The organism is Streptomyces sp. NPDC088745 (genome assembly GCF_044751045.1).
Lineage (GTDB): Bacteria > Actinomycetota > Actinomycetes > Streptomycetales > Streptomycetaceae > Streptomyces > Streptomyces cremeus.
This window is the reverse complement of record NZ_JBIVLB010000004.1, coordinates 96915-110379: the sequence shown is the minus strand read 5'-3', so window position 1 is coordinate 110379 and position 13465 is coordinate 96915. Positions and strand designations below refer to the sequence as shown.

Annotated in this window: 11 protein-coding genes and 1 pseudogene; 8 read left to right on the top strand and 4 right to left on the bottom strand. The window is 74.2% G+C overall.

All coding sequences use genetic code 11. The features are described 5' to 3' along the window. Positions 1 to 117: 117 nt before the first annotated feature. The 3 genes from ACIP93_RS13390 to ACIP93_RS13380 all read right to left on the bottom strand — a co-directional run bounded on the left by ACIP93_RS13390 (position 118) and on the right by ACIP93_RS13380 (position 4733). Positions 118 to 975, bottom strand: a complete 858-nt coding sequence (locus ACIP93_RS13390) for an NUDIX hydrolase (RefSeq protein WP_401758095.1) — start codon at positions 973 to 975, stop codon at positions 118 to 120. A gap of 99 nt (positions 976 to 1074) precedes the next feature. Continuing rightward, a complete protein-coding gene (locus tag ACIP93_RS13385) occupies positions 1075 to 3102 on the bottom strand; it encodes a glycogen debranching N-terminal domain-containing protein (RefSeq protein WP_401758092.1) in 2028 nt (675 codons plus the stop codon). Between the two features lie 122 nt (positions 3103 to 3224). Continuing rightward, a complete protein-coding gene (locus tag ACIP93_RS13380) occupies positions 3225 to 4733 on the bottom strand; it encodes a DUF4192 domain-containing protein (RefSeq protein ID WP_401758089.1) in 1509 nt (502 codons plus the stop codon). A gap of 104 nt (positions 4734 to 4837) precedes the next feature. Here ACIP93_RS13380 and ACIP93_RS13375 point away from each other — a divergent pair. Continuing rightward, positions 4838 to 5195, top strand: a pseudogene (locus ACIP93_RS13375) (recombinase RecQ); the annotation flags it as partial. Between the two features lie 147 nt (positions 5196 to 5342). Here ACIP93_RS13375 and ACIP93_RS13370 read toward each other — a convergent pair. Next, positions 5343 to 6341 (bottom strand): bifunctional lysylphosphatidylglycerol flippase/synthetase MprF, encoded by a 999-nt coding sequence (locus tag ACIP93_RS13370; protein ID WP_401758086.1) that lies wholly within the window; start codon positions 6339 to 6341, stop codon positions 5343 to 5345. A gap of 203 nt (positions 6342 to 6544) precedes the next feature. Here ACIP93_RS13370 and ACIP93_RS13365 point away from each other — a divergent pair, with 203 nt between their 5' ends. The 7 genes from ACIP93_RS13365 to ACIP93_RS13335 all read left to right on the top strand — a co-directional run bounded on the left by ACIP93_RS13365 (position 6545) and on the right by ACIP93_RS13335 (position 13445). After that, positions 6545 to 8239, top strand: coding sequence for an aldehyde dehydrogenase family protein (locus ACIP93_RS13365; RefSeq protein WP_401758083.1), 1695 nt, complete (start codon positions 6545 to 6547; stop codon positions 8237 to 8239). 59 nt (positions 8240 to 8298) lie between these two features. Then, positions 8299 to 9432 carry an acyl-CoA dehydrogenase family protein gene (locus ACIP93_RS13360; protein ID WP_401758080.1) on the top strand — a complete coding sequence of 378 codons (1134 nt, stop codon included), beginning with the start codon at positions 8299 to 8301 and terminating at the stop codon, positions 9430 to 9432. A gap of 10 nt (positions 9433 to 9442) precedes the next feature. Further along, entirely contained in the window at positions 9443 to 10816 is a 1374-nt protein-coding gene (locus ACIP93_RS13355) for an aspartate aminotransferase family protein (RefSeq protein WP_401758077.1), read from the top strand. Continuing rightward, complete coding sequence (locus tag ACIP93_RS13350; protein WP_345217383.1) at positions 10809 to 11318, top strand: SRPBCC family protein; 510 nt, start codon at positions 10809 to 10811, stop codon at positions 11316 to 11318. The genes ACIP93_RS13355 and ACIP93_RS13350 overlap by 8 nt, the downstream gene beginning before the upstream one ends. Continuing rightward, complete coding sequence (locus tag ACIP93_RS13345; protein ID WP_401758074.1) at positions 11318 to 11860, top strand: hypothetical protein; 543 nt, start codon at positions 11318 to 11320, stop codon at positions 11858 to 11860. Before ACIP93_RS13350 ends, ACIP93_RS13345 begins: the two co-directional genes overlap by 1 nt. Before the next feature lie 89 nt (positions 11861 to 11949). Beyond that, positions 11950 to 12189, top strand: coding sequence for a phosphopantetheine-binding protein (locus tag ACIP93_RS13340; RefSeq protein WP_345217379.1), 240 nt, complete (start codon positions 11950 to 11952; stop codon positions 12187 to 12189). Beyond that, on the top strand, positions 12189 to 13445 hold the full coding sequence (locus tag ACIP93_RS13335) for a beta-ketoacyl-[acyl-carrier-protein] synthase family protein (protein WP_401758071.1): 1257 nt from the start codon (positions 12189 to 12191) through the stop codon (positions 13443 to 13445). Before ACIP93_RS13340 ends, ACIP93_RS13335 begins: the two co-directional genes overlap by 1 nt. Positions 13446 to 13465 lie beyond the last annotated feature (20 nt).

The window sequence follows — 13465 nt, the reverse complement described above, 5'->3', positions numbered from 1 at the left end:
TCGGCGGCCGAGGCGGGTACCGCAGCAAGATAACGCGACATTTAGGACTTTTTGCGGAGGCCCCGGCCCGGGAGGTCCGGGCCGGGGCGGGAACGGGGTCCGCGACGTGGCCTCCGGTCAGACTTCGGGACGCAGCATCGGCGGATTGAGTACGGTCGCGCCGCCCGCCCTGAACAGCTGCGCGGGGCGTCCTCCCTGACGGGTCGTCGTCCCGCCCGACGGGACGAGGAACCCGGGGGTGCCCGTCACCTTGCGGTGGAAGTTGCGCGGGTCGAGGGCCACGCCCCACACCGCTTCGTAGACCCGGCGCAGCTCGCCGACGGTGAATTCGGGTGGGCAGAAGGCCGTGGCGAGTGAGGAGTACTCGATCTTCGAGCGGGCCCGTTCGACGCCGTCGGCGAGGATCTGCGCGTGGTCGAAGGCGAGCGGGGCCGCCTCCTCGTCGCCGCCGAACGCGTCCTCGTGGCCGAGCAGCGCCTCCACGGGGGCCCAGCGGGCGCTGTGCGCGTCGCCCCCCGCCCGGGGCGCGGGGAGGTCGGGGGCGAGTGCGAGGTGGGCGACGCTGACGACCCGCATCCGGGGGTCGCGCGCGGGGTCGCCGTAGGTGGCGAGCTGTTCCAGGTGGGCGCCCTTGCCGAGGGCGGCCGGGGGCGCCGGGGCGGGAGGCACCGTCGGGGCGGCCGCGGACGGTGCGGCGGCCCCGGTCGTCGTGGCGGGGTGCGCGGCGGGGGCGGAGGGAGCCGTGCGGGTGGACAGGGCGATCAGGCCGGTCTCCTCGGCCAGTTCACGGGCCGCCGCCGTCGCGAGGTCCTCGTCCTTCCGGACGAAGCCGCCGGGCAGCGCCCACCGCCCCTGGAACGGCGGCTCTCCACGGCGTACGACCAGTGCGCAGAGCGCGTGCCGACGCACCGTGAGCACGGCCAGATCCACGGTGACAGCGAAGGGCGGAAAGGCCGACGGGTCGTAGGGCGACATGCGGCGATCATAGTCGTCTGCCTGACGATAAACAGTCTCTTCGCGGGCCGGCCCGTCCGTCGCGCCCCGGGCCGTCGCCCTCCCCGTGCCGGTCACGCGTCACACCCCGAGCTGGAGGCCGTCGGCGGCCTCCTCGACCATGCCGAGGCCGAGCCGGCTGACCCGGGCGGCGAACGGTTCGCCGGCGACCCGCAGCCCGGAGAGCTGGAGGGCCCCCAGCGGGGCGCTGTTGAGCGGCGTCAGGCGGACCGTCCCGGCGGGGGCGTCGGGGCGGATGCCCACGAGGGTGGCGCACAGGTGGACCACGGCCGCCGCGGACACCGCCGCCGGACGGCAGGCCGCCGGATGCGGCAGCGGGGAGCTGTCGGCGGTGCGCTGCTCCCCCGCGTACATCTCCGGCAGCCGGTGGCCGAAGGCCTGCGCGGCGTCCAGCAGCCCGCGCAGCAGCGAGCCCGCCTCCCTCTCGTATCCCGCCGCGGCCAGTCCGGAGACCGCGACGGCCGTCTCGTGCACCCGCACCGCACCGCTGCGGTGACCGAAGGGGTTGTGCCCGGCCTCCTTGGCGCCGAGGCCGCGCAGCCCCCAGCCCGTGTCCATGGACGGGCCGCCCAGCAGGCGGGCCAACTGCTCGGTCTGGACCTTGTCGAGCAGTCCGGGGGCCGCGCGGCCGGCGCCCAGGAGCCCGGTGTCCAGGAGGTGTGCGGTGGAGCTGCCGAGGTGCGGGACGGGGCGTCCGTCGGCGGCCAGGGCGGCACAGGGGCGGCCGCCCGCGCGGTCCTCGATCCAGAAGTCCTCCCGGAAGGCGCGGCGCAGGTCGGCGGCCCGGTCCCGCCAGTGGGCGGCTCCCGGCCGGCCGCAGGACTCCAGGAGGTCCGCGCCGAGCAGCGCGGCCCGGTGGGCGTGGGCCTGGGTCTCGGCGCGGCGCAGCCCGACGGGGCCGGGGTCGCGCAGGTAGACACCGTCGCCCAGCGCGGTGCGCAGCCAGTCGAGACAGCGTTCGGCGGCGGGCAGCAGTTCCGCGAGGTCGCTTTCGGGCAGACCCCAGCGGCGGGCCTCCGCGAGCACCACGGGGAAGGCGAGCGTGGCCTCCAGGCCCGTGCAGCCCGGCGGCAGGTGCGGGCCCGCGTCGCGGAACGGGCCGGGGATGCGGCCGTCGCCCCCGGCCTGGGTGCGGGCGAGGGTGCGCAGCGTGGCCGCCGCGAGCCGGGTGCCCAGGGGGAGCGCCATGCGCACCGCCCAGAGGGCGTCCGCCGGGGCGAGGCCGCAGCGCCAGGGGATGCCGGCGGCCGGGTAGACGTCGGAGGGGTGGGCCGGGTCGCGCATCAGGAGCGAGCGGAGGTCCTCGACGGCGGTGCGCAGCAGGTCCCGTACCCGGGGATCGTCTCCTTCGGCGCTCACCTCGGGCAGCGGGCAGCCGCCGGTCCTGCCCGCGGAGCGCACGGGCCGGTCGGTGCGTACGCGCAGTTCGACGGTGCGGGAGCCGCCGGGCGGCAGGTCCATCTCCCAGCGCAGCAGTCCGGCGGAGGCGAGCGCGTCGCCCGGCGGCGGGTCGGCCGTCACCACGCAGTGCGCGGGGCCCGCGGCCCACCGCATGCCGGAGTCGTGGACGCTGGCGGGCAGTTCGGGGCCGGGGCGGCCGGCTCCGATGGCGCCCAGGTCGGCGAGGTCGGTGCCGAGGGTGATCTCGACCGGGACGCGCAGGGGGCGCGGGGCGGAGCTGCGCAGGGTGATCCGCTCCACGCCGTCGGCGGTCCGTACCCGCTCGACCATGATCCCGGGGTCGGGGCCGCCGTCGCCCTGGGTGCGGACCACGCCGACGAACCGGGCCCGGTCGGCCGCGAGCGAGCGGCCCTGGACGGCGATGGGTTCGCGGCCCGCGACGCGCAGTACGCAGCGGGAGAGCAGCCTGCGGCCCGACTGGTAGAAGCCGTCGAACCCGTGCCCGGTGAGCTGCCCGTGGTCCGCGGAGAGCGCCAGGGACGGCAGGTCCGCGCAGATGATCATCCCGTGCGTGGCGGGCAGGGCGGCGGCCCGGCCGGCGGGTCCGCCGACGGGTGCCGGAGCGGTGCGCCGGGGCGTGGGCGGCGCGCCGCGGCCTGCGGAGGACTGCGGGACGGTGAGGGCCATGCGGTGCCTTCTCTGCGCTCCGGAGGGTGGCGACGGATGTGGCGACGCGGTGCGAGCGGTGCCGCCACTCAGGTGAACGGCGCGGTGGGCGGCGGGGTCACGGCCGAGCGGGCACCGGGCCTTCATCGTCCGCTCCGGGTGCCGCGCCGCGGGCGGTGCGGCACCTCGCGCCGCCCGGCTCCGGTTCCCCGGGCCGGGCGGCCCCGGGCCCCCGCGACCTGGCGGTCCTTGGTGCGGGCGCCCGGCGGCCGGGTCGTGGTACGCGCGCTTCCCGCACGGAGGGTCCGTCGCGCGTTCGCCAGGGACGTACGGCCGGGGCCGGATGCACGGCTCGCGACGGAGGTACGGCGCCCGCCCCCGCCCGGGCCGCTCCGGGCGCCCTTCAAGGAGTGCGGCACCGGCCCCTCGGCGCGTCCGGCGCGTTCACGGCGCAGGCAGGCGCGGAGCTTCTCCGGGTCCAGGCCGTCGTTGCAGGCCTGGTGGAGGAGTTGGGCGAAGGTGTAGTCGCGGTCGGCCTCCAGGGCGAGGCCGAGGGCGACGCGGCCCTCGGGTTCGTCGCCGGTGGACCAGGCGACCCAGCCCGCGAGAGTGAGGGGCGGGGCCGCGTAGGTGGCGTAGGGGCCGACACACCTGCGGGCGAGCAGTCGCCACAGCCTGAGCGCGGGGACGGCCTCGGGGCCCTCCATCCACTCCGCCAGCCGGTCGCGGGTCTCCCGGTCCTGGAGGCCGTGCAGGACGGCGCCCGCTTCGGCGTCGTCGATCAGGGCGTCGTCGGCGCTGTCGGCGTCCTGCCAGGACCCGCGCGGCGGCGCGGCGCTTCCCAGGCGGCGCAGCAGGGTCCTGGCCAGGGCCAGGGTCTCGCGGCCCACCTGTTCGCGGCCGGCCCGGGTGAGCAGACGGGGCATCACCGCGCTGCCCGCGTCGTCGAGGGCGCTCACCGTCGTGCGGAGGTGTTCGGGGACGTGGGTGCGGGGAGCGAATCTGGCCTCCATCTCCCGCAGCGTTCCGCGGACCTGGATTCCCGCGTAGGCGGCGGCCGCCGCCATCACCGACGTACCGGGCAGGGCGAGGCCCGTTCCCTCGGGCGGGCAGCAGCGGCGGTCGGGGCAGCAGTACGACCAGAAGCGGCCGTCGGAAATGCAGAGGGCTTCGAGCACGGGCACGTCCAGGACCCCGCACGCGGTGCGCAGGCGTTGCGCGAAGGCGCGCAGCCGCTCCATGACCTGCCGGCCGCTCTCCCCCTCCGCCGGGTCCTGGCAGAGGAAGACGACGACGCCGTCGGGGCGGCGGCCGTGCCGCTCACTGTTGGCCAGCAGGCATTCGGCGAGGTGGGCGGCGACCGGGGCCCATTCCTGGGGCGACTTCGGAATGCCGACGCGGAGCCTGCCGCCGAACCTGCCGCGGCGGCCGTGCAAGGCCACCAGGACCACCGAGTCGGAGGGATGGAACCCCATCAAGTACGGGAGACAGTCGGCGAGTTGGGCGGGTCCGCGAAGTGTGACCTGCTGTTCTTCGACTCCGTCTGCGGCGGTGACGGCCGGGACGGAGCCCTTCGCCACGCCTGCGGACAGGTCGGCGGTGGGGCCGTGGGAGAGATCGCGATTTCCGCTTGAGTCACTGTTCGTGTTCATGGCGCTACTTTCCGACGCGCCGCCCGATCTCCGAAACCCCTGTGGATAACTCTGTCCACAGCCCGGGGCGGAGCGTTCGCGCTTTGTCGGTCCCACCGGGTTGCATGGGGGCATGGCCCACCCCCAGCGGCCCGGCCCGGCTGCGGGAGGACCGGTGGCGGGCCGTCGAGGCACTCGTCGCGGACGAACGCCGGGCGCCGGTGGTGCAGCGGACCGGCCGGGGCAAGTCCGCGGTGCACTTCGTGGCGGCCTCGCTGCCGCGCGCGCGGGACAGCGGGCCGACCGTGGCCGTCTCCCCGCTGCCGGCCCTGCTGCGCGACCAGGCCGAGGCCGCCGCCCGTGCGGGCGTGCGCCCGTGCGGGCGTGCGGGCGCGCACGGTCAACTCCTCCGACCCCGAGGAGTGGGACACCGTCCGGGCCGAGGTCGCCGACGGCACCGTCGCCGTTCTCCTGGTGAGCCCGGTGGGACAGCCGTCGGCGCACCGTCCCCGGGTGCGGTGTCCGTCTCGCCTTCGAGGACGACGCACCGCTGCCCGTCGCCGGCCTCGCTCCGGCCCTCGATCTGCCCCCTGCCGTTCCCGGCGGTGAGGTGGCCGGAGCCCGCGGGGGTCAGATGGACTTGGTGACCCGCAGGATCTGCCAGATCGCGGGGAGGGACGCCCGGCCGTGGAAGGCCAGGTATTCCGGTACCACCAGGTCCGGGCCCCACTTCTCCTTGTACGCCAGTTGGCTCGCCGACGGGTAGACCTTGTCGCCGCGCTCCGCGAGCAGGCGCATGAAGCGGCTCGTGAGCCGACTGGCGCCGGTGACCTCGTGTTCGTGCGAGAGCCCGACGAACGGGGTGAAGCCGAAGTGCAGCCACTCGGCGCCCTCCGCCCGGAAGGCGTCCATCGCGTGCAGGTTCATCGCCTCCATCACGCCGGGCGGCGCGCTCGCCCGGCGGCGGCTCAGGTCGTGCAACCAGCCCGGGTGCGTCCCGTAGGCGGGGGCGTACGAGATGTAGCCGATCGGGGCGCCCTCCAAGCGGCCGAGCAGCAGCCGGCGGGCGGACTGCGCCGGGCCGCCGCACTCGCCGACCAGGAACTCGATCTCCTTGACGTGCCGCCCCTTCGACCTGAGCCACTCCGCGTCGATCGCGGCGATCTCGGCCCTGTGCTCCTCGTAATCGACCTCGGACACCTCCAGGCCGCTCCGGCGCGCCTTGGAGATCTTGTTGCGCAGCTTCATGAACTTCGTGCCGCGCAGCGTGTGTCCGGGCAGCCGGACGGCGTAGGAGGAGCCGACCTGGTTCACCGTGAAGCCGCTGGAGGCGTACAGCCGGGCGTCGTGCGGCTGGAGCTGGACGGCCACCACGGTGCGCCGACGGGTGCGGGCGAAGTCCAGGAAGGCGCGCAGCAGCGCGGGGCGGCCGGCCTCGGGGGCGAACGGGCCGCCGAACTGGATCAGGTACCGGCCCGCCTCCCGGTAGGCGACGAGGCCGGGTGAACCCGGGGCGGTGAAGAAGCCGTTGCCCGAGTTCAGGGCGAGGAAGGCGCTGGGGTTGTCCGCGTGCTCACCGAGCACCCTCGCCGCTTCGGCGTGGTCCGTCTTCCGGTTGGCCGTGGTCATCCGTCACCTCTGGTCCCTCGTGGACAGCCTGCGGAAAGTGCTGGGCCGTCATGCTCCGCGAAGGGGCTTTCATCAGGCTGAGGCCGCCGTCTCAGAGGTATCTCCGCCGATTCTCAGGCGGGGCTGTGACAGTCGGTGCGAGGGCATCACCTAGGACATTCTTCCCGTCTCCGTGACCGGAAACGGGTGAGCGGAGGAACTGCGTGAGCAGGGCCCGTACGGCGCCCCCGGCGCCGCACCACACTGACGGATCAGAACTGCTGAGCTACGCCTCGCTGATCGACGGCAAGAGCGTGCCGGGCGACCGGTGGGTCTACGTGGTCGACTCGGACGCGTTGCTGCAGGACGCCTTCGCCAGCCTGACGCTCAAGCGGAAGCTGGAGAGCGGCAGGCTGGCCCCCGAGGACCTGCCGGGCGGCAGCATCGTGGGCCGGGTGGCGAGGGCGGACCGCGAGGCGGTCGAGCAGGCCGTGCGGGCCGCGGCCGGCGCGACCGCCGAGTGGAACGCGTTCCCCCTGGACGTGCGCCTGAACCAGTTCGGCGAACTGCTGCACAGGCGGCTGACCGAGACGGCCGAGCGCACCATCGACATCCTGCTGCGCGAGGGCCACCCCCTGGCGCTGGCACGCTGGCAGGTCTCCGGCGCACTGGAGTGCTTCTCGCCCCAGTCGCTGGACTTCTACCGCAGCCAGATGCTGCACGAGACGACCCAGGGTCCGCGCCGCACGTCGGTGCGCCGCCGCCCCGACGGCGTGGTCTGCCTCAATCCGCCGCAGAACGCCCCGCTGTCGAGCGCGCTGCTCGGCGTGACGTCGATGATGGCGGGCAACTCGCTGGTCGTACGGGCTCCGCGGAGCGCCCCGCTCGGGGTGATGTACGTCCTGCACGAGGTCGTCGCCCCGGCGCTCGAGGAACTGGGCGCACCGCGCGGCACCCTCAACGCGGTCTGCGGCGACCCGGCTCCGGTGCTCAACAGCTGGCTGGAGAGCCCGCTGGTCGACGACATCATGTACTTCGGCAGCAGCGAGGCCGGCATCCGCTTCCAGGACCGGTGCGTGGCCGCGGGCAAGAAGCCGATCCTGGAACTGGCCGGCAACGACGCCGTGGTGGTCTGGAAGGACGCCGACCTGGAGTACGCCGCCGAGGCGCTGACCGAGAGCTTCTTCGGCTCCGGACAACTGTGCATGATCCCCAACCAGGTGCTGGCCCACCCGGACGTCGCCGACGAGCTGGTGGCGCTGCTGGCCCGCAAGGCCGGGGAGATCAAGGCCGGTTCGGTGCGCGACGAGGACGTCCTGCTGACGCCCGTGCTGCGCAACGAGAAGTTCTTCGAGTGCCTGCAGGACGCCCTGGACGGCGGCGCCGAACTGGTGTGCGGCGGGCACGCCATGCAGGCCGACGGCACCCGGGACACCGCGGGCATCTTCCTGGAGCCCACCGTGGTCCTGGTCCGGGGCATGGAGGCGGCGCGGCGCATCCAGGCGGTGCGGCACGAGACGTTCTTCCCGCTGCTGCCGGTGATCGCGGCGGAGCCCGCCCCGGAGTCCGTACTGCTCGAACGTTTCACGGACTTCGTCAACAGCAACCCCTACGGGCTGCGCAACTCGGTGTGGGCCAAGGACCCGGAGGCCGTCGAGCACTTCGTCACCCGGATCACCAAGGGCGGACTGCTCAAGGTGAACGACTCGCACATCGGCTTCCTGCCCGGCCTGCCGACGCACGGCGGCACCGGACTGACCGGCGGAGTGCACGGCGAGGCCAACTACCCGATCCTGCGCACCTCCCACATCCAGGGCGTGAGCGTCAGCGACGGATCGGTGCGGCCGAGGGACGCCGTGTTCGGCGCCTGGCGGTCCCTGCGGGAGGCGGCCCCGGCGGCGGAGTCCGCGCGCCCGTGATCCGTACGCCGACGGCGTGACCCGAGAGCAGACAGCAGCCCACGTACCGAAAGAGAGCAATGCGCCCACTCGACGCGGCCCGCGCCACCTGTGAGACCTTCCTGCCCGGCCTGCTCGGCCGCCTCGCCGGCCACACCCTGACCGAACTGGAGGTCCCGCAGAGCCCGGCCCTGCGGCACTTCCGCGAATGCGGCGGCCCCGCACTCGTCATCCCGAAGGAGTACGGCGGGCTCGGCGCCGACCCCCTCCAGGCACTGGCCGTCACCCGGGCCATCGCCTCCCGCGCTCCGTCGCTCGCGGTCGCGACGACCATGCACCACTTCTCCGTGGCCACCCTCTTCAGCCTCGCGGCGAGCGTGCGCAGCAGCGGCATGGAGTGGGCACTGCTCCAGGGGGTGGCCGAACAGCGCCTCCTGGTCGCCTCCGGATTCGCCGAGGGGCGGCCCGGCCGGGGCATCCTGTCGCCGACCGTGTCCGCCGTGAAGGCGGAGGGCGGTTACCTGATCAACGGCTCCAAGAAGCCGTGCAGCCTCTCCCACTCGATGGATCTGCTCACCGCCAGCGTGGCGCTGCCCGCCGACGACGGCGGCAGCAGGATGGCCGTACTGCTGGTCCCCCGGGAAACCCCCGGTCTCACCACGCACCCGTTCTGGGCCAGTCAGGCGCTGGCGGGCGCGGAGAGCGACGAGGTCCGGCTGACGGACGTCTTCGTGGACGAACAATTGCTGATGCCCAACGACGCCGAGCCGGGCGAGCTCGACGAGCTGCAGACCGTCGGACTGATCTGGTTCGAACTGCTCATCTCCGGCTGCTACCTGGGCATGGTCAGCGGCCTGGTCGAGCGCGCCGTCGACACGGGCAGGGGCAGCGAGTCGGACCGGCTGCGGGCCCTGGTGTCGCTGGAGGCCGCCGCCCAGCTCCTGGAGGGCGTGGCCCGCCGGGTGCGGGACGGCGAGCGGGGCAACGAGCACCTCGCGCAGGCGCTGGTCGCCCGGTACGCCGCGCAGGACGCGCTGGCCGCCGCCCGCGACCAGGCCGTCGAACTGCTCGGCGGCACCGCGTACATGAGCGCGTCCGACGTGGCGATCGTCGCCGCGGCTTCCCACGGGCTCGGTTTCCACCCGCCGTCCCGTTCCGCCTTCACCGGCCCCTACCTGGCACACGTGGCGGGCGAACCGCTGCGTCTGGCCTGAGGAGCACCCCATGACGACCACACCCCTCACTCATTCCCCCGGGCCCGCCGCCCCTGACGCCCCCGGCCGCCGCATCCCCGGCCGGGAGGAGCTGGGACGCCTCTACCGGGAGCACATGAACCGCGGGCGGGCCACCCTCGGCGAGATGTTCGGCGGCCACGTCGAGGTGTCCTCCCAGGGCGCGTGGGTCACCACCGCCGAGGGCGAGCGGTTCCTGAACTGCGGCGGCTACGGCGTCTTCCTGATGGGAGCGCGCCACCCCACGGTGGTACGGCACGTCTCCGAGCAGCTGCACTCGCACCCGATCTCCACCCGGCTCTTCCTGGAGCCGCAGGCGGCGCTCGCCGCCGAGGCCCTCACCGCCGTCACCCCGGCGGGCCTGTCCCGGGTCCACTTCGCCGGATCGGGCGCCGAGGCGACGGAGACCGCGCTCAAGCTCGCCCGCACCAAGGGCCGCCGCCGTCTGGTGGCCACCGTCAACGGCTACCACGGCAAGACCGTCGGCGCGCTCAGCCTGACCGGCAACGACGTCTTCCGCACCCCCTTCGAGCCCCTGCTCCAGGACACCGCGCACGTGCCGTTCGGCGACGCGCGGGCCCTGGAGGACGTCCTGGCCACGATGCCGGGCGAGGCGTGCGTCTTCGTGGAGCCGGTGCAGGGCGAGGCCGGGGTGGTCCTGCCGCCGGACGGCTACCTGCGCGCGGTGCGCGAAGCCTGCGACCGGCACGGCGCGCTCCTGGTGCTGGACGAGATCCAGACCGGTCTCGGCCGGCTGGGCACCTGGTGGGGAGCGGACCGCGAGGGCGTGAGCCCCGACATCCTGCTCGTCGGCAAGGGGCTCAGCGGCGGAGTCGTCCCGGTGTCGGCGGTGGTGGCCACCCGGGAGGTGTTCTCGGTCTTCGACCGCGACCCCTACCTGCACACCTCGACCTTCTCCGGCGCCCCGCTCGCGATGGCCGCCGCCCGTGGCGCCCTCGCCGCGATCCAGGAGGACGACCTGGTCGAACGGTCCCGGACGCTCGGCGAGGAGATGCTCCCGCAACTGCGGCGGATCGCGCTGTCGCACTACGGCGACGCGGTCCGCGAGGTCCGCGGGCGCGGGCTGCTGATGGGCATCGAGTTCGCCGAACCGGGTCCGGCCGGCGACCTGCTCATCGAGCTCATCGCCCACGGGATCATCGCCAACCACTCCCTCAACTCGCACCTCGTACTGCGTCTGACACCGCCCGCGATCCTGGAGCGCGGCGAACTGGACCACCTGTACGAGGCGTTCGACCGGGCCTGCCGCGCGCAGGCGCGCCGCTACGCCCCCGCGTCCGCCGTGCCCGACGCCCCCACCCGCTCCGCCGAGCCCTCCGCAGGAAGCAGCCGACACCATGCGTAACGCATCCGTACTCCTCCGCGTCGAAGGCACCGCCCCCGAGGCCGCCTTCGACCGCGTCCACGACTTCGCGCGGTACCCGGAGTTCACCGAGGTGGTCCGCAGCGTCACCGTCCACGAGCTCTCCGCCGCGGAGGAGACCAGTGAGTGGGAGGTCTACTTCCGCAACGGCATCCTGCGGTGGACGGAGGCCGACCGCTTCGACCGGGAGACGCTGGTGATCTCCTTCGAGCAGATCGACGGCGACTTCGCCGAGTTCTCCGGCACCTGGCGGGTCAGCGCCGACGGCCCCGACACCCTGATCGCCTTCTCCGCCGACTTCGACTTCGGCATCCCGAGCCTGGCCGGCATCCTGGACCCGGTGGCCCAGCGGGTCTTCAAGGAGACCATCGCCCGGGTCGTCGTCGGCCTCTTCGGCAGCGCGCGGGTGGAGGGCGACGAGGCCGTGGCGCGTGCCGTCGCGGAGGCGGGGAGCACGGCGCAGGCCGCCCCGGTACTCGGCTGATGGACGGCCGGAACCTCTTCGACACGCCCACCACCTACCGGCTGATCCGGCTGGAGTACGGGCTGGGTCTCGTGGTCTCGGCGGTCCTGTTCTTCGCCCACCTCGACGAGGTCCGCTGGCTGCCGGCGATCGGGCTCTTCCTCTACATCGACCTGATCGGCTACCTGCCGGGGGCCCTCGCCCACCACCGCAGCCCCGACAAGCGGATCCCCAAGGTCTACTACGTCCTCTACAACGTGATGCACAGCCTGGTCACCCAGGGGCTGGTCGTACTGGCCTGGATCTGGCTGTTCGGCGCCGAGTGGGCCCTGCTGGTCGTGCCGATCCACCTGTTCGGCGACCGTGCCCTGTTCGGCAACTTCCTCAAGCCGTTCGCGCTGCGCTTCGAGCCCGAGGCCCACCCCGCGTACACCGCCTTCCGCGCGCGCTACGAGAGCGGCGGGCACTCCGGCGGGCACGACGGCGCGGACGTGACCGCGGACGTGACCGCGGGCGCCGCCACGGGCACCGCCGCGGCCGGCGGCACAGCGGCGGTCCACTGAGCGGCGTTTCCGTCCCGCCCTCCTCGTCCTTCGCGTCTTCCTCTCCGCGCGGGCCCGGCCGGGCCCGCGCCACCACACCGGGAGCACCCATGAGCAACGTCTACGACCGTCTGACCAAGCTGCTGGCCGAGGGGTTCGGCCTGGAGCCGCACGAGTTGAGCCCCTCCGACACCTTCTCCCACCTGGAGATGGACTCGCTGGCCATGGTCGAGCTGACCGTGGCGGCCGAGGAGGAGTTCGGGGTGAAGCTCTCCGAGAAGGAGGTCGGCCCCGACTCGACCCTGGCCGACGCGGCCCGGGTGCTGGAGCAGAAGGCGGAAGCCGCCTGATGCGCCCGCGCAGCGACGCGGCGGGACGGCCCGCCCGGTTCGACGCGGCGATCACCGGGCTCGGCATGATGACGCCCGCCGGAGTCGGCACCGGCCCCTCCTGGGCGCGCATCCGCGAGGGGGCCGCGACCGAGGCCGTCACGGTGCCCGAACTCGCCGGTGTGACGACCGACTTCGCCTGCCGGGTGCCGGGCTTCGACCCGGCGGCCGTACTCGGCCGCCGCAGGGTCCTGCAGCTCGACCGCTCCAGCCAACTGGTGCTGGCCGCCGCGCTGGAGGCGGTGGCCGACTCCGGGCTCGACCCGCAGGACTGGGACGGCGCCCGCGTCGGCGTGGTGCTGGGCAACGGCATCGGCGGCGCGCAGACCTGGGAGACCCAGCACCGGCGGCTCCTCGAATCGGGAGCGCGCCGGGTCTCGCCCCGGCTCATCCCGATGCTGTCGGCGAACATGACGGCGGGGTACGTCTCGATGGAGTTCGGCGCGCGGGGCCCCTCGCTGGTCACCGCGACGGCCTGCGCCTCGGGCACGACCGCCGTCGGGACCGCGCGGGACCTGCTGCGCTCGGGCGCCTGCGACGTGGTCCTCACCGGTGGCGCGGAGGCTCCGCTGACGGCCTCGCTGGTCGCGGGCTTCAGCCAGATGGGCGCCCTGTCCCGGCGCGGTCACGACATCCGCTCCGCCTCCCGTCCCTTCGACGCGGACCGGGACGGCTTCGTGGCCGCGGAGGGCGCCGCGGTCCTGGTGCTGGAGCGGGCCGAGGACGCGCGGGCCCGCGGCGCGCGCGTGCGGGCGATGGTCAGCGGGTACGGAGCCTCCGCCGACGCCTTCCACGCGACCGCCCCCGACCCGGAGTGCACGGGTGCCGCGCTCGCCTTGCGGGCGGCGCTGCGCGACGCCGGGATCGGGCCCGACGAGGTGGACCACGTCAACGCCCACGGCACCGCCACCGCCATCAACGACGCCACCGAGGCGCGGCTGATCAGGGAGGTGCTCGGGCAGCGGCCCTCGGTCACCTCGGTCAAGGGCGTGACGGGGCACTCGCTGTCGGCGGCGGGGGCGATCGAGGCGGCGGTGTCCGCGCTCACCCTGGAGGAGGGGTTCGTCCCGCCCACCGCGAACCTGGAGAGCCTCGACCCCGAGATCGACCTCGACGTGGTGGCCAAGGCCGGCCGGGAGGGCCCGGTGGAGGTGGTCGTCAGCAACTCCTTCGGGTTCGGCGGGCAGAACGCGGTACTGTTGCTCACCCGAGCCTGACGAGTACATGACCTTTTGGG